Origin of the sequence: Lentihominibacter hominis (assembly GCF_014385065.1) — a bacterium.
GTDB classification, from domain to species: domain Bacteria; phylum Bacillota; class Clostridia; order Peptostreptococcales; family Anaerovoracaceae; genus Lentihominibacter; species Lentihominibacter hominis.
In genome coordinates, this window is sequence record NZ_JACRTA010000002.1 from 12557 (window position 1) to 30029 (window position 17473).

The window sequence follows — 17473 nt, forward strand, 5'->3', positions numbered from 1 at the left end:
GGATGAAAGTGGAGAAACAGTATGATATATGAAGGTGGATTTTTCAATGTCTATGATATATAATGAAAAATGTTTATGGAATATAGGAATAGGACAGAATTATCTCCGGATGTTATCATATGAAAAGACTGTTGGAGGAAAGGGGATGTCCCCATATGATCCTCAGGAGCTGCTTTTATGCGGCAAAGTGGGAAAGAATAATAGAGTAACAGAAAGAAAAAACAGACCGCTGGCATGTCTTCTGCGTGATGGAGAGCAGATGACTTTTGCGGATAGGAAGGAGTTATATGAATCAAAAGGAATTACAGGAAATAAGAAAACGTTTTAAAGCTGAAAAGGACAGTATAAGCCATATTTTTGGATGTTATGTAAATGCGGCTAAAGAGATCGTTACTCACATAGATATGTCAGTAGGGCTTATGGAGCAGGAAGAGGCTGAGATGTATCTTAAACTCTTGAAGAAAGCTCTTTCAGGAACTTTGGGGAAAAACCTTCTGGATATAGAGTTTTCAACGAAGCAGGTAGAAGACAGTGATGAGCATAGACTTCTTCAGACGCTCAGGTTATCTCATTTGCGGGATGAAAATATGAGAAATGTTTTTTATCAGAGGGTGATAGATTCTCTGGACATGGGAGAGGAAAGTTATGTTATTTTGCTGGCGTCAGATTCTTATGATATACCTTTTAAAGGAAATGATGATGAACTGTGGGAAGAAGGATCAAATGAGGTTTTTGATTACATAATTTGCTGTATTTGCCCTGTAAAGGATGCTAAAGCAGCACTGAGATATTATGCTGATGAGAAAAGTTTCAGAGGAGCTTCTACAGGACATGTTTTAGGCTCTCCTGAGATAGGTTTTATGTTCCCGACATTTGATGACAGAAGTGCTAATATTTATAATGCGCTATATTACAGCAGAAATCTTTCATATATACATGAGGAGTTTATCGAGGCTATATTTAATGTAGAAAGAGTGCCGCTTTCTGCCGGTGCTCAGAAGAATGTTTTTGGAGAGGCATTGTGTGATGCTTTGGGAAGCGACTGTAGCCTTGAAATTGTCAAGGCAGTACATGGGCAGATACGGGAAAGGCTGATGCTTCATAAAGAAAGCAAGGATCCTGAGATTCCTGAAATATATGTGGAAGATATAGATAATATTTTAAAAACAAGCGGCGTGTCCGAAGAAAAGATAAATTTATTTAATGATGCCTGTCAGAAGGGCTTTGGAGATGATAATGTACTTAACCCCAATAATGTTATGGAGAGCAGGAAGTTTGAAATGATCACACCTGAAGTCCATATTACAGTCAATCCTGAATACACATACAATATAACGACAAAAGTTATAGATGGCAGTAAGTATATACTTATTCCGGTGGGGGAAGGTGTGGCAGTAAACGGAATAGATATAAAAGTAGGAGAAGATGAATAAAAAGGGCTCAGCTGATTCAGCTGAGCTTCATATTGTCTGCACCGCGGTTTTTAATTCGTTTGAGATAAAAATTGATAAGAAGAGTATAGATATAATCATATACCAGCATTATCAGTATTCCGGCAATTATCAATATTACTGTCGGACAATCAGGAAGCCGTATGCTTCCAAGCAGAAGTTCTTTGAAGCCAAGGAGGCTGATGCAGAGAAGAAAAGCAAAGAATACAGCCTTTATGACTATTTGAATTATCCCGTTTTTAAGTTTTTCTATAAAAAATTTCACGATTCCGTAGTATCCGAAAAAAAAGGCATAGGGAATCATTGCCAGTTTGTTTGGGACAAGAACAAGGCCCAATATTACAGCCGCGGCGTATAAAATGGCTCCGGCACTTACTCCTGATTCTATGATCATGACGGCTACGAACAAGGAGCTTATGGCAAACAGTGTAAGTTCTATGCCCGGGATTATGGAACCGGCGAATATAAATATGAGAGTGAGGGCGAGACATATTCCGCCCAGAGCTATTGCAGATGTATTTTTTCTTTTAACAGTCTCTTTTTTCAATTTTTGATCCTCATGTCGCTTAGGTGAAATTATCGGACTATATACAGTCGCAGCAGCAATCTGCACATATATAGCATTGAAGCGCCTGACAGCACATATCGTCATTTCTTCCGTATCCTCTGCCATACGCCTGATTCTGATATGTGCCGTTCATATTGATTATACGGCCGTATGCCTGACTGTATTCCACATTGCTGGGATCAAGATCGTTGGCGGTCTTAAGTTTATTGATTGCATCATCGTACCAACCTTTTCTGTAGGAGAGCATTCCTGAAAGAAAGAACCATTCGGCACTCCTGTCTTTTGTTGAATTGAGAATGCTTTCAGCAGCGGACAGGTTGCCTGAATCTATATGACGTCTTACGGACATATAGTCCGGTGTTCCATAGCTGTAACTGCCGCTTGAGCTTCCGTGTCCTTTCATTATCATGTTATAAGCTTCATTTATTTCTTGGAGTTTTTCCTTGGCAAGATCGGACAGCGGATTGTCCTGATATTTATCAGGATGATATTTTTTAACAAGTTCTTTATAAGCTTTTTTGATTTCGTCATCGGAAGCGTTTTCGGAAACTCCCAATATTTCATAAGGGTTCATATAATTTCTCCTTTCATATGTACAGCCGCAGTATAAAGCGGTTTTTTTATTATATTTGTTTATCTTTATCTTTTCTCGTTATTATTTCTTCTGTTTTACGGTTAAGTCCCAGGTAAATTACATTCTCTATTATACCTTTATTCTTTTTTATATCAAGTGAATCTATGTAATCGCTCAGAATGGCCAGATAATGATAGAGATTGAAGCGCAGATCCGATTCGATTCTTTCTCTGAACTGAGCTGTAGTTTCTAAGTTTTCATCGTAGTTGAAGCGGTATATCAGAGGATTATAAGCTCCTGTATCTGCGTTTTCTTCTATATCATCTGCGGCATCTATCATATATATCCATTTTCCCATATGGTATCCTATATTTGCCATAAGACTGTAAGTTTTATTATATTTTTCGGGATCATCAAAACCTGACGGATTCTGACTGTAAAGAGTGACAATACCTTCGGAAAAGATGAGCTCCATTATTTTTGAAAATGCTTCGGCAGCCATGTCTATGCTGGAACATCTTTCTCTTTCAAGGGAAGCCAAATGGGACAGATATGTTTCCATTTCTCTGCAGAGCTTAGGATAGCGAGCCTGAAGTTTTTTATATATTTTTTTCAAAAGCCGGATAGTAGTTTTCGCATATAGTTTGCCTTCATCATTGGCATCATCAATGAGTTTGTACCACGCAAGGAGCAACATAACATCTGCTGCGTAATCTACAGCAGTATTTCTTATTATAGTTTTTTTCTTTATTAAAGGATGGGCAATACAGTGTTCCTGTACGGGAAGATCGCTTTTATTGCTTAGGGAGGCGAGAATTACGGCAAGAAAAGCGGCATCATAGCTCAGCGCCATCCGTGGCAGCTGGCCGTACCGCTTTCCTATAGATTTGCATATTCCGCAGTAATAGCCTGTATATATTTCATATTCACGAACTTTCAATTCGCCTTTGTCGATCTTCACGTAACCTAACATAGCAACAGACTAACATAAAAGTGTATTCATTTCAAATACAGAATGGTGAAGATTTGTTGAAGATATTTATTTTTTGACTATTCTGTAGTAAAGTCTGGATGTCATTTTATATACAATTATATAAAATATGGTGAATACCAGAAAACATCCTATTGTACAAAGTGCAAAAAGCTTCATATTAAACAGGTTAAGAAGGGTAAGCACTCTGAAAATGAAAGGGAAGTTAAAGGCTACATGAATTCCTGCTGTAATCAGAGGCAGAAAGAATACTGTTAGGATCTGTGAATTAATGGATTTCTTTACTTCACGGTGACTCATGCCTACATTTTGAAGTATTTCAAATCTTTTTTTGTCCTCATAACCTTCTGTAAGCTGTTTATAATACATGATCAATACTGTCGCCATTATAAAAAGCAGTCCGAGGAAGATTCCTATAAAAAACAATCCTGTCAGATCTTTGCCAAATGATTCGCCTTCCACAGAACGGCATTCGATGGCTCCGGTAAAACCGGCGTATGGAGAATCGCCTGACTGCTGTGAATCATTTAGCTGAGTCTTTATATCGTTGAAAGCATTTTCAATGGCAGTTTTGTTTTCTTCAGGATCACCTGCAATATCTGTGAGATAATAATAGTTTATGAAAGAACTGTATTCACCATATGCTTTTACATTTTTTTTGTAGATGTCATTAAGTACGGTATCATCCTTTACTACGACGAAATATCCATTTGAAATATTTGCAGCCATGTTGCCGCTTACCATAAAATCATCCAGAGTTTTTATCACATTTAATTTGGTATTGAAAATATTTATGGTATCTGTTTCAAGTTGTGCTCGGTTTGAATATACCAATACATCACTTTCGCTGTTTATAGTTTCATCAGTTCTCATACATCTGTTATAGTCATCAAGGGTGACAAACACCAAAGTAGCAAGCTTATCATAAGTCTGGAAGGCAGATAATGAGGTGTATGAATCCGGATCGGTGATGAATCTGTCTTCTTTTTCCTCATATACTGCAGAAACAGAAAGGTCCTTATAAGATATTTCATTTTTCTTTTTAAGTCCTTCTTTAGACAGTGATTTGTCCAGAAGCTCCGAAACATCATTGTTAAGAGGATCGTCAGCCATGGAACTTATGGAAAACTCGGCCGGATAACGTTTGTCGAGAGAGTCATCAAGGCCCAGATATATGGATAATGTAGCTGATACCATAACGAGAACCATTGTAGAAAGGATACATATGTTTGCAAGTCCTACTGCGTTTCGTTTCATTCTGTACATCATCGATGATACGCTGATGAAGTGTTTTGTTTTATAATAATACCCCTTATTTTTTTTCAGAAGCTTGAGCAGTGCTACGCTTCCTGCAGTAAACAGCAAATATGTGCCTGCGATTACAAGAATAACAGCGACAAAATACATAGCAAATGCAGCGACAGGATTTTCTGTTGTTACGGCGATATAATATCCTGAGCCCAGGCAAGCTACTCCTAACGCTGCAAGAATCCATTTGACTTTAGGTTCACGTTCACCTGTACTTTCACTTTTTAGCAGTTCGACTGGTTTGGCTTTATATATCTGTCTTATAGAATTGAACAGTATCAATAAAAAGATTATACCAAATAAGCCGAAACTTTTTGATATAGCAGATGTGGAAATATAGAAGCCTATGGGAATTCCTCCGCCAAACATTTTTGCCAGAATCAGATACATAAGTTTATCAAGAAGGATTCCGCACAATATCCCAAGGATCATTACTGTGATATATGTATAAAATGTTTCAAATATAATGACTTTGGTGATATGGCGTTTTTCCATTCCAAGGATATTGTAAAGTCCGAATTCACTTCTTCTTCGTTTCAGAAGAAAACTGTTTATATAAAACAGGAATATAAAAGCGAATATGGATACTATTATTTGTCCGAATCCCATATAAGACTGTATGATATTGCCTCCCCATAACAGGGCTATATTTTCATTGTCTGCCAGCGAGCATATGATGTAATATATGGAGATGGTGAGAATACATGATACCATATATGGTATATATGTTCTTCGACTTTTCTTTATATTTGTAAATGCCATACTTGGGTAAAGTCTAGTCATTGATATCACCGCCTGTTGCCATTGTAGTAAGAGTGTCAGATATTTTCTGGAACATTTCTTCGGTAGTTGAATTTCCTCTGTAGATCTGGTGGAAAACCGTCCCGTCACTTATGAAAAGGACTCTTCTTGCATGACTGGCAGCCTTTATGGAGTGGGTTACCATTAATATAGTCTGTCCTTCACGATTTATTTCTGTAAAAAGTCTGAGAAGATCGTCGGCTGAACGTGAATCCAAAGCTCCTGTAGGTTCATCAGCCAGTATAAGCTGAGGGGAAGTTATAAGGGCTCTTGCAACTGCGGCACGCTGTTTTTGCCCTCCTGATACTTCGTAGGGATATTTGTACAGAAGATCTGTGATACCCAGCTTAGATGCCAATGGCTTAAGTCGTTTATTCATTTCATTATATTTTTTGCCTGACAGTACGAGGGGAAGAAATATGTTGTCTTTTAAATTGAATGTGTCCAGTAAATTGAAATCCTGAAATACAAAACCCAGATTATTTCTTCTGAACGCAGATATCTCCTTTTCACTTATAGCTGTTATATCTTTACCGTTTAAAAGAACCTTACCTCTCGTAGGCTTATCGAGCGCGGCCAGTATGTTGAGCAATGTTGTTTTTCCGGATCCTGATTCACCCATTATGGCAATGTATTCGCCTTTTTCCACAGAAAGACTCACATTGCTCAGAGCTGTAACGTTGTTTTCTCCAAAACGTGTGGTATATACTTTTTGTAAGTTTTTTACTTCTAATAAAACAGTCATTTTATTATGCCTCCTTAAATGTTTTCCTTATGCTAAGATTACCAGAGAAAAAAAGACGCTGCCATGTATTTGTCTTACATCGGAAGCGTCTAATCTTTCAATTTTGTAAGGTTGTTATTCCAGTATCATATCACGTGTTTGAAGATCTATGGAAACTGTAGTTCCAACGCCTACTTCTGACTGTATTGTGATGGCATGTGACAGGCGTGAGAGAATTTCATTGCATAGATAAAGTCCCAGTCCGGTGGATTTTTGACTGGTACGGCCGTTGTATCCTGTGAACCCTTTCTCTCCTATGCGAGGAATATCTTCGGGGGCGATTCCTATGCCTGTATCTCTTATGATAAGCGTTTTGGGTGCTTCATAAAATATAGATATTTTTCCGGCAGGTGTATATTTGAGAGAGTTTGAAAGTATTTGTTCTATAACAAAACTGAGCCATTTTTCATCTGTGTTTACTTTGATATTGGTATCAGCTATATCAAGGCTGATCTTTTTAGATATAAAAAGAGGCGCATATTTACGAACTGCTGATTTTACAATAGAGTCAAGATCGTAACGTTTGATCACATAGTCGCTGCTGTCTGATTCAAGACGTACGTAAGAAAGTGCCATCTCTACATATTGCTCAATTTTAAAAAGCTGGATGTTGAGAGGTGAACTTTTCGGCTGATCATGAAGTAGCATGTGCATAGCTGATATGGGAACCTTTATCTGATGTACCCACATAGCATAATAATCTTCCATATATCGTTTTGAGGCGATATTTTCAGTGATGAGTTCACTTCGACTTTCATAGAGTATTCGTACAAGATTTTCATACGCCTTATATGTGTCATTTTCTGAGGAAGGCAGGGAACCTAAGGTCAGTGTTATATTGGATGTGGCGTGTTTTAAAGCGTTCAGATGTTGGTGAAATTTTGGAAAGTCCAATATGATATATATAGCTACTGTGATTGTACATATTATTGAGGCAAAAACTATGGCGTCAAGATTTACATTATAGAGAAAAAATATGCCTGATAGTATGATGATGAATATGCCTGATAGTATGATGGCGTTTCTCTTGCTGCGAATATATGCAGCGAAGAAACCGCATTTTTGTTGGTCTTCATTAAATTCGTTACTCATTCGATTATATATCCCATACCTTTCTTGGTTTTTATCAGGTCGTGGACACCTATGGCTGCCAGAGATTTTCGCAGGCGTGTAACGTTTACGGATAAAGTATTTTCATCGATGAAACAATCTGTTTCCCAAAGCTTATTCATCAGGATATCCCTTGATACTACTTGACCTTTGTTTTCCAGAAGTATTGTGAGAATCTTGTTTTCATTTTTTGAAAGCTCAAGTTTATTATCATGATATGTTACTGTACAGGCAGTACTGTTGAGTATTATGTTATCATGCTGGAATATTCCTGACTGCTGCGTGGTAAAATCATAAGTTCTGCGGAGAAGAGCCTGTATCTTGGCAAGCAGCATATCCATATCGAAGGGTTTCGACACGAAATCATCAGCACCCATGTTTATGGCCATGACAATATTCATTTTGTCTCCGGCAGAAGAAATGAACATTATAGGGACCTTTGAAATTTTTCTTATTTCGCTGCACCAATGATATCCGTTAAAGAAAGGAAGCGAAATATCCATAAGAACAAGATGTGGTTCGATTTCAAGAAACTGTGTCAGAATGTTTCTGAAGTTATTGCAGACATTTGATTCGAAGCCCCAGCTGCTGAGTCTGTCTGCAATAGAGTGTGCGATAGTTTCATCATCTTCAACAATAAAGATCTTATACATTTTATCACCCTCTCTTTTAAATGTTCCTGTTTTATGCCAGGAGACGCCTGTAGAGTTCGAACCCGCCAAGGAGTACTTTCTCATCAAAATCAAAATTTACGCTATGAAGCGAAATACCAGTACCTGTTCCCAGAAGGAAAAAAACTGCAGGGGCGTAATGACCGTAAAATGAGAAATCCTCTGAAATGACAAGAGGCTCTGAGAATTCTTCATATCCGCCGGGAAGAGAATCAAGAACCGGCCGTATTTCTCTGTATAGATCAGGATCATTTATCACAGGGGGATAACCATCGCTGTTTGAGAAATTTGTTTTACAGTTATATTCATTTGAAATCTGTTTCAGAGTCTCTTTTAGAAGCCTGATAATCATTTGGAATTTTTCTTCGCTGAAAGCTCGTACTGTGCCGAGCAGATGTGTATAATCGGAAACGATATTTCTTGCATATCCGCTGGTCATTTTACCTATATGGATTATAGTTTTGTCTTCGGGATCTTTTCCGGGAATTCTTGGAAGATCTCCTATACCTTCAGGAAATCTCGGTACTGCTCCCGGGATTTGCGAGTGCTTTCTGTAGACTTTATTGAGATAATCTGCGCCTATATAAAGTGCATCGTTTCCTTCATAGGGAGCCGTGCCATGAGCGGCTTTGCCGTAGATGTCTATGTTTATTTCTGCTGATTTGGGCATGAGGGCATTTGGCCTTGAGGCTATTTTTCCCGCTTCAATAAATGGCCACATATGTATGCCGAAAATTTTTGTAACATTGTATTTTTCCAAAACTCCGCTTTCACATATTTCTTTTGCACCTCCAAGAGTTTCCTCAGCTGGCTGAAAGATAAGAAGTACATTGCATTTAAGCTCGTCGAGAGTATCGACATATTGTCCAAGAGTCAGAACCATGGCCATATGACCGTCATGACCGCAGGCATGCATTTTATTTTCGTGGACGGATCGGTAACTGCAGTTGTTAGTTTCCTGTATAGGCAGGCCATCCATATCGGCCCTGAATCCGTATGTTTCCTTGCGTCCTTTGTCAAAATAAGCGCAGATACCTGATCCGCACAGAAACGTCATTTTGCAGTTAAGCTGTTCTAAGACAGACAGCAAATATCGTTTTGTCTGGGGAAGATCTCGGTCGAGTTCTGGTATCTTATGGAGACTGCGTCTATGATTTTTCAATAATTCTTCATAGTTTGTTTCTGTATTTATCATTTTGAATTTCGTCCTTTTGCAGAATGTTATTGTTTATGATAACATAGCTGAAAGTTTAAGGCAAATAGGAAGGATTTTATCATATAAGCAAATTTTAGAAATTTGGTATTAAGATATGATTAAATGTTGAGTACAGCAGATATAGTGGTATGTTATAATCATATCATAGATTTACATCGGGAGGAATAGGCGATGGCGTGCGGAAAAAAGACAATTGTGACAACAGGAGGGCGAGCAGCTTTAGAGCTTTTGAACGATTCAGGATATGAAGCTTATTTTGTGGGCGGATGTGTCAGGGATTCTATTCTTTCAGATATGGGATATGACGGGCTGCAGGGAATTGATATAGATGTTGCGACTGATGCTGTGCCTGAACAGGTGAAGGAAGTTTTTCACGATATGAATATAATAGATACAGGATTGAAACATGGAACTGTTACAGTTTTGTTTCCGGCAGATCAGGGCGGATTCATCCCTGTTGAGATAACCACATACAGAACTGAAGAGGGGTATTCTGATGGAAGGCATCCTGATAAAGTGAAATTTACGGGATCTCTTATAAAGGATCTGGAAAGAAGAGACTTTACTATTAATGCAATGGCTATGGATCTGAAAGGCGAGATAATAGATCCACTGGGAGGAAAAAATGACCTCAAAGACCGAACAATAAGAACTGTAGGATCTCCTGATAGGAGGTTTAGCGAAGATGCTTTGAGGATAATGAGGGCGCTGAGATTTTCATCGGTATTGGGATTTGATATAGAGAAAGAGACAGAGAATTCTCTTTTTGAAAACAGTTATATGCTAAAAAATCTTTCTGCAGAGAGACTGTTCAGTGAGTTTAAGAAGCTTTTGACAGGAATAGATGCAGGAAGAACAGTAAGGCAGTATGCAGATATTCTGGGAGTTATTATTCCGGAACTTGTAGCGATGAAAGGCTTTGAACAACATAATGAATATCACAAGTATGATGTTCTTGAACATTGTATCAGGGCTATGGAGGCTGTAGCAGTCAATGATGCAAATAATTTGCATATGAAAATGGCCTCACTTTTCCATGATATAGGAAAGCCGTTGACGTATTCTTTGGATGATACGGGAAGAGGACACTTTTACGGACATGCTTCAAAGGGAGCTGAGGTGGCAGAACTCATTATGAAGCGATTTAAAGCTGATAAAAAATTATCTCAGAGAGTTATTCTTTTGATCAAGTATCATGATCTTATATTTAAAGAAGATGAGAAACTTCTTAAAAGGTGGATGAGACGGTTTTCGCCAGAGATCCTTTTTGAGATTCTTGATATAAAAAGGGCGGATAATTTTGCCACAGGCAATATGGGAGATGATTTAAAAAGGCGATTTGATAAAATAGAAGCTATGATGAAGGGCATTTTGGAGAAACATAAATGTTTTTCTTTGAAAGATCTTGAGGTAGACGGTACAGATATAATGGCTTTGGGGATATGTCAGGGCCCGGAGATAGGAAGGCTGTTGGATTATCTTTTGGAGGAAGTGATAGAAGGTAAAGTTATAAACAGAAAAGATGATCTTATAAAGGCTATAGAAAAATTTTGATATAACAGAGGATCTTTTTTCATTCAACATAAGGTATTGATGTGCGCTATTATTTGCTTTTAAGTAAAAAGTGTGTACAGCATGATTTTGCTGTACACACTTTTTACTGTTATCTGCTGAGTTTGAGAAAAGTCAGGTTTACTGTACCATCTTTAGCGTTCAGAGGGCCATTGTAGACGAGCGAAAATACTGTATCTGTGGGAGCGGCCAGAACGAAGTGGGACGATCCACAGGCGACAGATCCATCTGCTGTTGTGGCAAAATATACACCTGTGTCAAGATGTGGCAGACCATTATAAAATGGCGTGATCTGCATGTAGGATGGATCTACTAATATTGCAGAGACATTGTATGATACAAGATAATATCCAGATTTGATGTTTATATGAGTTAAATCTGATTCTGTGATATTTCCGGTTACGTCTATTACTGATGGATGTAATGTCAATAGGTTTCCGTCTATGAATCTATCTTGGAAGTCGATAAATGAAGCAAATGTTTCATTTGGCGTTGCACCAGTAGGGCCGGTTAGGCCTCTTTCTCCCTGTTCGCCTACGGCTCCTGTCGGCCCAGTCGGTCCAGTAGCCCCTGTAGGCCCTTGCTCTCCTTGAGGTCCGGCAGGCCCTTGCATCCCTGTGACACCTTTTTCTCCTTGAATTCCCTGTGGGCCTTGTGTTCCTTGGGGTCCGACAGGACCTGCACTGCCAGCAGGTCCTGTAGCTCCTGTCGGCCCTTGTTTTCCTTGCGGGCCAGCAGGTCCTGTAGCCCCTGTATTACCAGCAGGTCCTGTGACGCCTGTAGGCCCTTGCTCTCCTTGAGGTCCGGCAGGCCCTTGAATTCCTGTGATACCTTTTTCTCCTTGGATTCCCTGTGGGCCCTGTACTCCTTGAGGTCCTGTGTTGCCAGTAGGTCCGGCAGGTCCTGTAGAACCCTGTTTCCCCTGCGGTCCTGTAGGCCCTGTGATGCCTGTATTGCCGACAGGTCCGGTTGCTCCCTGAGGCCCTGAAGGTCCTGTGGCGCCTATAGGGCCTTGCTCTCCGCGAGGCCCGGCAGGTCCGGTAGGCCCCTGAATACCGGTAGGTCCCTGTGGTCCGGTGGGGCCGACTATTAATTTTGGAAAAGTGTTACACATGCAGCAGCATTTTGTCGGTCTGTATAAAGATGAATTATTTATCCCATGACAGATCGGTTTGTACTTTTTAAAATCTGACATATCCGACCTCCGATATCTTTCCGAAAAAATAACATTACTTAAATATATTCAGAATTATCTTTAGAGGTGAGAGTTGTTGAGTACTATAAGCTATTTAAGGGTCGGCTTTTTTAATAAAATGCAAATGCAGTAAAAAAGTATTTTAAAGATCCAAAAAGGTTTATAATATTTTCTGACAAACCAGTGTACTTGAAAAATTTCTACTGTTATTTTCAGCCTGTTTTTAAAAGATTTTTTTAATTGTTCTTTTTCTTTTGCTTGTATGAGCTTGATGAATTGTTCAGGTGTTATCTTTCGCATAGGTTTCACCTTTTTAAACATAAAGAATATATGTATATATGAATATAAAAATGATATCATAATTTAAGTATATAAACAGCATGTTTTTACAATTATAATTTTGGTATTAAAAATTTTTATGAATATAGGTGAGAGCATGCAGAAAATAATCGTTCCGAAAAAGAAAGGTGAAGACGGATATAAAGTAACATCTGTTCGTCTTCCGGAAGAATTGCTTGACAGATTGAATCGATTCACAGCAAGGACTGAGTTATCAAGAAATGAAGTCATAATTACGTTATTGTCACAGGCTTTGGATATCGCGGAGATAAAAGAAACACAGGATTAAATTGTCATATGATCATTTTTCTATACCTGAGGTCATCTATAGGGCAGCAGAAATTCTGCTTTTGGCAGATTTTTATTAAACTGTAAGATCATTTTGTTTTTTGTAAAAAAAACGGTAGGTGTTAACCTACCGAAAAATCTTTATAATACTTTTATAAGTTATTATTTTCTTTTTACAGCTGACCATGTTTTACAGCCTCATCTATGAGGTAAGCACAATCAGCAAATGTTTTTTTAGCTTTTACTATTATTTTTTTTGTAGCATTCATATTTATCCCCTCTTTTCCTTAGCTACGTTGTTATTATAGCACAGTTTTTATGCTTTGTACTGATTTTTGTACAATTTTAATGCGTATATGCATTTTTTAATCTGATCTTTATTGGTAAAAAATGAAATCACAGATTTGCTGCAGCATAGGACATGGTACTTTATTATGTTGATAGAGGATATGACAGAAATAGGATTCTGAGTTATCAGAGTCCTATTTTTAAAAGTTCTATAAATTGTTTGGCTGTTCTTGGACTTCGGCCATTTTTTCTGATGGCATGGGCTTCTGCTTTTTTGAAAAGTTCTTGTTTATCCATATCTATGCCATACTGATCTGCCAGAGCTTTTACAATAGAAAGATATTCTTCTTTATCAGGTTTCTGGAAAGTCACGGCAAGACCGAAACGTGCTGAAAGACTCATGGTTTCTTGCATAGTGTCATTAATATGAAGTTCATCTCCCATTCTGTCTCTGAAATTTTCTTTTAGCAAGTGTCTGCGGTTACTGGTGGCGTAAATTACTACATTATCTCCACAGCCTGATATACTGCCTTCGAGAGTGGCTTTCAGAGCTGAAAAATTATCATCGTTGCCTGTGAAGCTGAGATCGTCTATGAAAAGTATGAATTTCAGGGGATTTAAAGAAAGCTCCTCCATCAGCCAAGGAATTTGATAAAGTTGATTTTTCTTTACTTCTATAATACGAAGTCCTTTTGGCGACAGGTCTGCCGCAACGGCTTTTACAGTTGAGCTTTTGCCTGTTCCGGCATCTCCGTAAAGAAGCATATTGCTGGCGCCTTTTCCATCTATCAGGGCTTTTGTATTTTTTATTATAATATTGCGTTCTCTTTCATATCCAAAAAGCTGATTCAGAGGCTGATAGTCGGGATGGACAACAGGAACTACATTTCCTTCCTTCAGTCTGAAAAAACAGTACTTGGCATATATGCCATAGCCGGTTACGGAAATATTGCTGAGTTTCTCCATAAAATCATATTGTATATCTATAGGGCGCGTAGTCCATTCCGGAAGAAAACCTTCATATCCGATTATGTCCTGAAATGAATCTGATGTCAAAGATGCGATTTTTTGAAGAATAGAAAGCTCATGGTCTACAGAATCTCGTATGACATGATCTATATGTTTTTTTTCGGCATGTCCTTTCACATAAAAGTTGTCATCCTGAAGAACCAATGTTTTTATATAATCTGTAAGGCTGGCAGTATTTTTGTAAAGGGCTGATACAAAACGGCTGTAAAGATCTATTGATGTGTTAGTGTCTTTATCCTCGATGGTATCAAGAAGCAGTCTTAGACATGATATAGCCGGATCTTCTTTTAGTTTTGAAAATACTGTAAGAGAATCTATTTCCATTTTTAATTGACTAAAATATTTTTTCATGTTCTATCTCCTGTAAACGTAATATGTGTAAATATATTATACTTAAAGGTACTGATGTGAACAAGTATATTATGATAAAAGGTAAAGTTTGTTTGGAGAAGGTTTATATACAAATATTATAATGAATTAGTTGTATTGATAGATTTTATTCATTATACTATTATATATCATGGAAATTGCTTTGATAAATAACTCGGAGGATCAGATGAGAATAAACAAATATATTGCTAATGCAGGAATATGCAGCAGGAGGAAAGCTGACGAGCTGATCGCAAACGGCAATGTAAAGATAAACGGAATTATTGTCGAAGAACTTGGAAGGAATGTGGCTCAGGGAGATGTAGTAGAGGTCAATGGAAGGATCATAGATCATACTCATAAGAATGTTTATGTCGCAGTCAATAAGCCTAAAGGGTATATAACTTCTATGGATGATAACAAAGACCGGCAGACTGTGGCAGACTTGGTAATGGATATCCCTGAAAGGCTTTTCCCTGTAGGACGCCTTGATTACAATACTACGGGGCTTTTGATAATGACAAATGACGGACAAATGACATATACTCTGACGCATCCTAAACACGAGGTATATAAGACATATGTAGCCAAAGTTGCAGGAGTTATTTCTGATGCAAGGATTAGCAGGCTGCGCCGCGGTGTGGATATAGGTGGGTTTGTGACATCTCCTGCTAAGGTCAAAGTAATAAAGCAGATGCCCAGATATGCCCTTGTAGAAATAAAGATACGAGAAGGAAAAAACCGTCAGGTTCGTAAGATGTTTGCCGCTGTAGGGAATAAGGTGCAGGAGCTACAGCGCACTGAAATAGGGCAGATAAAGCTTGGTCGTCTTATGGAAGGTCATTATCGCAAACTTACCAATGATGAGATAAAATATTTGAAAAGTCTATAATGAAGAATTTGTAAGACCCGCGGAATTTAATGGATCCGCGGGCTATTTTATAATTTGGTTCGTATCTCTTCTCAGAGGATATTTATAAAGAGCAACAGAAGAAATAGCCAGAAAAATCATAGGGAGTATTGTGGCGGAGTTTTCTATCCATGTCATAGCCTGAATAGTCTGAGTTGTTCCGCTTCCGTTAAAACCTGCCATCTGGAGTATGGCGCCAAGGATTTGTCCTCCGATACCTACAGCAACAGCTTCAACAAGACCCTGAAATGAAAGGATCATAGCTTCTCGTTTCTTTCCTGTAGTGACCTTGTCATATTCGCATATATCATAAAATATAGAAGGCATTAACTGCCAGTATATAGCTGTGCAGATAGTCAGAAAAATTGTATATATAACAGCTCCTGACAGAGCTTCAAGACCGATCAGTCTTATAAGGAGCATACCGGTGATACCAAGCAGATAACATCCTATTAATGCTATTCTTTTATCGAATATGACAGATAGTTTTCCCACAAGAGGGATAAATGCTATGCCAAGCAGCGAGCGGATCATAAGGCATGCTGATATCTGAACTGCCGATAATTTCAGATTAAAAGTAAAATAGTACAGAACGTTTGACATAAGCATCGTATATACAATCAAAGAAAACAGACTGGCTGCTATAAGATATTTCATAGGACGCAGACGTGCTACAGAAATATATTCTCTGAATATATTGAGGATATTATGGGTGCCTGAAGGTTTTTTTTCTGTTTTTTTACAAGGTAGATCTCTGTTTTTTGATACGATAACAGTGATGATGATAGTAACGGATGTAATCACACCAAGAAATGCTCCGGTCAGTGACCAAGCTCCGGATTCACTGAATCCATGCTGCTGCAGGAATTCAACGATGATAGTGGGCATCACCATACAGAATACATTTCCGATCATATTGAAAAAGGATGCAAAGGATCTTATAGATGTTCTTTCGTCATAGCTTGATGCGTAATCGGTCCCCAGTGCACAGTAAGGCACGAAGAATCCGGTGAAACTGGTCCAGAAGAATACCATCATGATTCCGTAATACACAGGTTTGAAGTTCGCAGATATATTTATATCGGTAAACATCAGAAACAGCATAATGCCAAGGAATATGGAAAAGATTGATATAACGGGTCTTCGTCTGCCGAAACGGGTAGTGATATTGTCGGCAAGATATCCCATGACAGGATTGAATACAGCATTCCATACAGAGCCTATCGCTACGATGACTCCTGCTATGGCAGGAGGGATATCAGCAATAGTAGTAAGAAAGAAAAGAAAAAATGTGCCTACAAAACCATATGAAATGGCATCGCCCAGAGAAGCGATGCCGTATCCTAATTTTTCCTTAAATGTAGTCTTTTCCATTAAAGAATATTCCTTTCGTGATAAATTATTTAGGAGACATTTTTACTGCTGCGGAAATGTCTGCCGGTATAATCGTATTTCATATCAATTAAGTATAGGGCTTTTGAGACAGAGGCTTCGTTTATTCCTTCAAGGACTTCCTGAAATTCTTTGTCTATGTCATATTCTTTTATGAAATGTTCCTTGAATTCTGCAAGGCTTTTGAATGTTTCGGGAGTTTCTCCGTTTTTAGCGAATATATTACAGATCTCGCAGACTATGAAACCGAACATATCGTTGAGATCGTTGCTCAGCTCAACCGAAATCTTCATTCCGTCGGCATCAAAACCTTCTCCCTCCATCATATCAAATGTGAGGTTGTCTTTATCTTCAAGCATTTCATGATATTTTATTATAGAGGCATTCAGATCATTTTTGTTAGGTTCATACCAGTCCTTCATAGCATCTATAATCATAAGGCCCAGATTCTGAGGCATGCTGCCAAACCACAGCGACTCTCTGTGAAACCCCTGTTCATTTTCTTCTATGATATTTGCCAAATACATTCTGCTGATAGTACTTTGCTGCGTCATGATTTCTTTCCTTTCATTTATATTCATATAATGAATTATTATATCATATATCTCCGGATGTAA

At 38.3% G+C, this 17473-nt stretch carries 17 protein-coding genes; 5 read left to right on the forward strand and 12 right to left on the reverse strand.

Going from position 1 to position 17473, the window contains the following annotated elements; genetic code table 11:
- Positions 1 to 46: 46 nt before the first annotated feature.
- Both H8692_RS05210 and H8692_RS05215 read left to right on the forward strand, forming a co-directional pair.
- Entirely contained in the window at positions 47 to 328 is a 282-nt protein-coding gene (locus H8692_RS05210) for a hypothetical protein (protein WP_187525140.1), read from the forward strand.
- A complete protein-coding gene (locus tag H8692_RS05215; RefSeq protein WP_187525141.1) occupies positions 288 to 1433 on the forward strand; it encodes a DUF4317 domain-containing protein in 1146 nt (381 codons plus the stop codon). Before H8692_RS05210 ends, H8692_RS05215 begins: the two co-directional genes overlap by 41 nt.
- A 16-nt stretch (positions 1434 to 1449) precedes the next feature.
- Here the strand turns inward: H8692_RS05215 and H8692_RS05220 are convergent, their stop codons facing one another.
- The 8 genes from H8692_RS05220 to H8692_RS05255 form a co-directional block, all read right to left on the reverse strand.
- On the reverse strand, positions 1450 to 2124 hold the full coding sequence (locus tag H8692_RS05220) for a hypothetical protein (RefSeq protein WP_187525142.1): 675 nt from the start codon (positions 2122 to 2124) through the stop codon (positions 1450 to 1452).
- Positions 2036 to 2593 carry a J domain-containing protein gene (locus H8692_RS05225; RefSeq protein WP_187525143.1) on the reverse strand — a complete coding sequence of 186 codons (558 nt, stop codon included), beginning with the start codon at positions 2591 to 2593 and terminating at the stop codon, positions 2036 to 2038. Before H8692_RS05225 ends, H8692_RS05220 begins: the two co-directional genes overlap by 89 nt.
- A 49-nt stretch (positions 2594 to 2642) precedes the next feature.
- A complete protein-coding gene (locus H8692_RS05230; RefSeq protein ID WP_187525144.1) occupies positions 2643 to 3566 on the reverse strand; it encodes a DUF5685 family protein in 924 nt (307 codons plus the stop codon).
- A gap of 66 nt (positions 3567 to 3632) precedes the next feature.
- Positions 3633 to 5675 (reverse strand): ABC transporter permease, encoded by a 2043-nt coding sequence (locus H8692_RS05235; protein ID WP_187525145.1) that lies wholly within the window; start codon positions 5673 to 5675, stop codon positions 3633 to 3635.
- Positions 5668 to 6438, reverse strand: coding sequence for an ABC transporter ATP-binding protein (locus H8692_RS05240; protein WP_177270184.1), 771 nt, complete (start codon positions 6436 to 6438; stop codon positions 5668 to 5670). Before H8692_RS05240 ends, H8692_RS05235 begins: the two co-directional genes overlap by 8 nt.
- 114 nt (positions 6439 to 6552) lie before the next feature.
- A complete protein-coding gene (locus H8692_RS05245; protein ID WP_177270182.1) occupies positions 6553 to 7569 on the reverse strand; it encodes a sensor histidine kinase in 1017 nt (338 codons plus the stop codon).
- On the reverse strand, positions 7566 to 8240 hold the full coding sequence (locus H8692_RS05250; protein WP_187525146.1) for a response regulator transcription factor: 675 nt from the start codon (positions 8238 to 8240) through the stop codon (positions 7566 to 7568). Before H8692_RS05250 ends, H8692_RS05245 begins: the two co-directional genes overlap by 4 nt.
- Positions 8241 to 8271: 31 nt before the next feature.
- Entirely contained in the window at positions 8272 to 9453 is a 1182-nt protein-coding gene (locus H8692_RS05255) for a M20 metallopeptidase family protein (RefSeq protein ID WP_187525147.1), read from the reverse strand.
- A gap of 192 nt (positions 9454 to 9645) precedes the next feature.
- Between H8692_RS05255 and H8692_RS05260 the strand changes: the two genes are divergently transcribed.
- Positions 9646 to 11028, forward strand: a complete 1383-nt coding sequence (locus H8692_RS05260) for a CCA tRNA nucleotidyltransferase (RefSeq protein ID WP_187525148.1) — start codon at positions 9646 to 9648, stop codon at positions 11026 to 11028.
- A 109-nt stretch (positions 11029 to 11137) separates the two neighbouring features.
- Here H8692_RS05260 and H8692_RS10860 read toward each other — a convergent pair whose 3' ends face one another.
- Positions 11138 to 12241 (reverse strand): collagen-like domain-containing protein, encoded by a 1104-nt coding sequence (locus tag H8692_RS10860; protein ID WP_283242296.1) that lies wholly within the window; start codon positions 12239 to 12241, stop codon positions 11138 to 11140.
- A 436-nt stretch (positions 12242 to 12677) separates the two neighbouring features.
- Here H8692_RS10860 and H8692_RS05270 point away from each other — a divergent pair, with 436 nt between their 5' ends.
- Entirely contained in the window at positions 12678 to 12869 is a 192-nt protein-coding gene (locus tag H8692_RS05270; RefSeq protein WP_177269144.1) for a ribbon-helix-helix protein, CopG family, read from the forward strand.
- Positions 12870 to 13342: 473 nt separating this feature from the next.
- Here H8692_RS05270 and H8692_RS05275 read toward each other — a convergent pair whose 3' ends face one another.
- On the reverse strand, positions 13343 to 14536 hold the full coding sequence (locus tag H8692_RS05275) for an ATP-binding protein (protein WP_187525149.1): 1194 nt from the start codon (positions 14534 to 14536) through the stop codon (positions 13343 to 13345).
- Between the two features lie 205 nt (positions 14537 to 14741).
- Between H8692_RS05275 and H8692_RS05280 the strand changes: the two genes are divergently transcribed.
- Positions 14742 to 15446 (forward strand): pseudouridine synthase, encoded by a 705-nt coding sequence (locus H8692_RS05280; protein WP_187525150.1) that lies wholly within the window; start codon positions 14742 to 14744, stop codon positions 15444 to 15446.
- Positions 15447 to 15488: 42 nt separating this feature from the next.
- Here H8692_RS05280 and H8692_RS05285 read toward each other — a convergent pair whose 3' ends face one another.
- Complete coding sequence (locus H8692_RS05285; RefSeq protein WP_177269150.1) at positions 15489 to 16838, reverse strand: MFS transporter; 1350 nt, start codon at positions 16836 to 16838, stop codon at positions 15489 to 15491.
- 29 nt (positions 16839 to 16867) lie between these two features.
- Positions 16868 to 17437, reverse strand: coding sequence for a hypothetical protein (locus H8692_RS05290; protein WP_187525151.1), 570 nt, complete (start codon positions 17435 to 17437; stop codon positions 16868 to 16870).
- Between the last annotated feature and the right edge of the window lie 36 nt (positions 17438 to 17473).

What these genes read in the sequence shown, in the direction of transcription:
- H8692_RS05210 (WP_187525140.1), top strand. Translation starts at nt 47, where the DNA reads ATGTCTATGATATATAATGAAAAATGTTTATGGAATATAGGAATAGGA.
- H8692_RS05215 (WP_187525141.1), top strand. Translation starts at nt 288, where the DNA reads ATGAATCAAAAGGAATTACAGGAAATAAGAAAACGTTTTAAAGCTGAA.
- H8692_RS05220 (WP_187525142.1), bottom strand. Translation starts at nt 2,124, where the DNA reads ATGGCAGAGGATACGGAAGAAATGACGATATGTGCTGTCAGGCGCTTC.
- H8692_RS05225 (WP_187525143.1), bottom strand. Translation starts at nt 2,593, where the DNA reads ATGAACCCTTATGAAATATTGGGAGTTTCCGAAAACGCTTCCGATGAC.
- H8692_RS05230 (WP_187525144.1), bottom strand. Translation starts at nt 3,566, where the DNA reads ATGTTAGGTTACGTGAAGATCGACAAAGGCGAATTGAAAGTTCGTGAA.
- H8692_RS05235 (WP_187525145.1), bottom strand. Translation starts at nt 5,675, where the DNA reads ATGACTAGACTTTACCCAAGTATGGCATTTACAAATATAAAGAAAAGT.
- H8692_RS05240 (WP_177270184.1), bottom strand. Translation starts at nt 6,438, where the DNA reads ATGACTGTTTTATTAGAAGTAAAAAACTTACAAAAAGTATATACCACA.
- H8692_RS05245 (WP_177270182.1), bottom strand. Translation starts at nt 7,569, where the DNA reads ATGAGTAACGAATTTAATGAAGACCAACAAAAATGCGGTTTCTTCGCT.
- H8692_RS05250 (WP_187525146.1), bottom strand. Translation starts at nt 8,240, where the DNA reads ATGTATAAGATCTTTATTGTTGAAGATGATGAAACTATCGCACACTCT.
- H8692_RS05255 (WP_187525147.1), bottom strand. Translation starts at nt 9,453, where the DNA reads ATGATAAATACAGAAACAAACTATGAAGAATTATTGAAAAATCATAGA.
- H8692_RS05260 (WP_187525148.1), top strand. Translation starts at nt 9,646, where the DNA reads ATGGCGTGCGGAAAAAAGACAATTGTGACAACAGGAGGGCGAGCAGCT.
- H8692_RS10860 (WP_283242296.1), bottom strand. Translation starts at nt 12,241, where the DNA reads ATGTCAGATTTTAAAAAGTACAAACCGATCTGTCATGGGATAAATAAT.
- H8692_RS05270 (WP_177269144.1), top strand. Translation starts at nt 12,678, where the DNA reads ATGCAGAAAATAATCGTTCCGAAAAAGAAAGGTGAAGACGGATATAAA.
- H8692_RS05275 (WP_187525149.1), bottom strand. Translation starts at nt 14,536, where the DNA reads ATGAAAAAATATTTTAGTCAATTAAAAATGGAAATAGATTCTCTTACA.
- H8692_RS05280 (WP_187525150.1), top strand. Translation starts at nt 14,742, where the DNA reads ATGAGAATAAACAAATATATTGCTAATGCAGGAATATGCAGCAGGAGG.
- H8692_RS05285 (WP_177269150.1), bottom strand. Translation starts at nt 16,838, where the DNA reads ATGGAAAAGACTACATTTAAGGAAAAATTAGGATACGGCATCGCTTCT.
- H8692_RS05290 (WP_187525151.1), bottom strand. Translation starts at nt 17,437, where the DNA reads ATGAATATAAATGAAAGGAAAGAAATCATGACGCAGCAAAGTACTATC.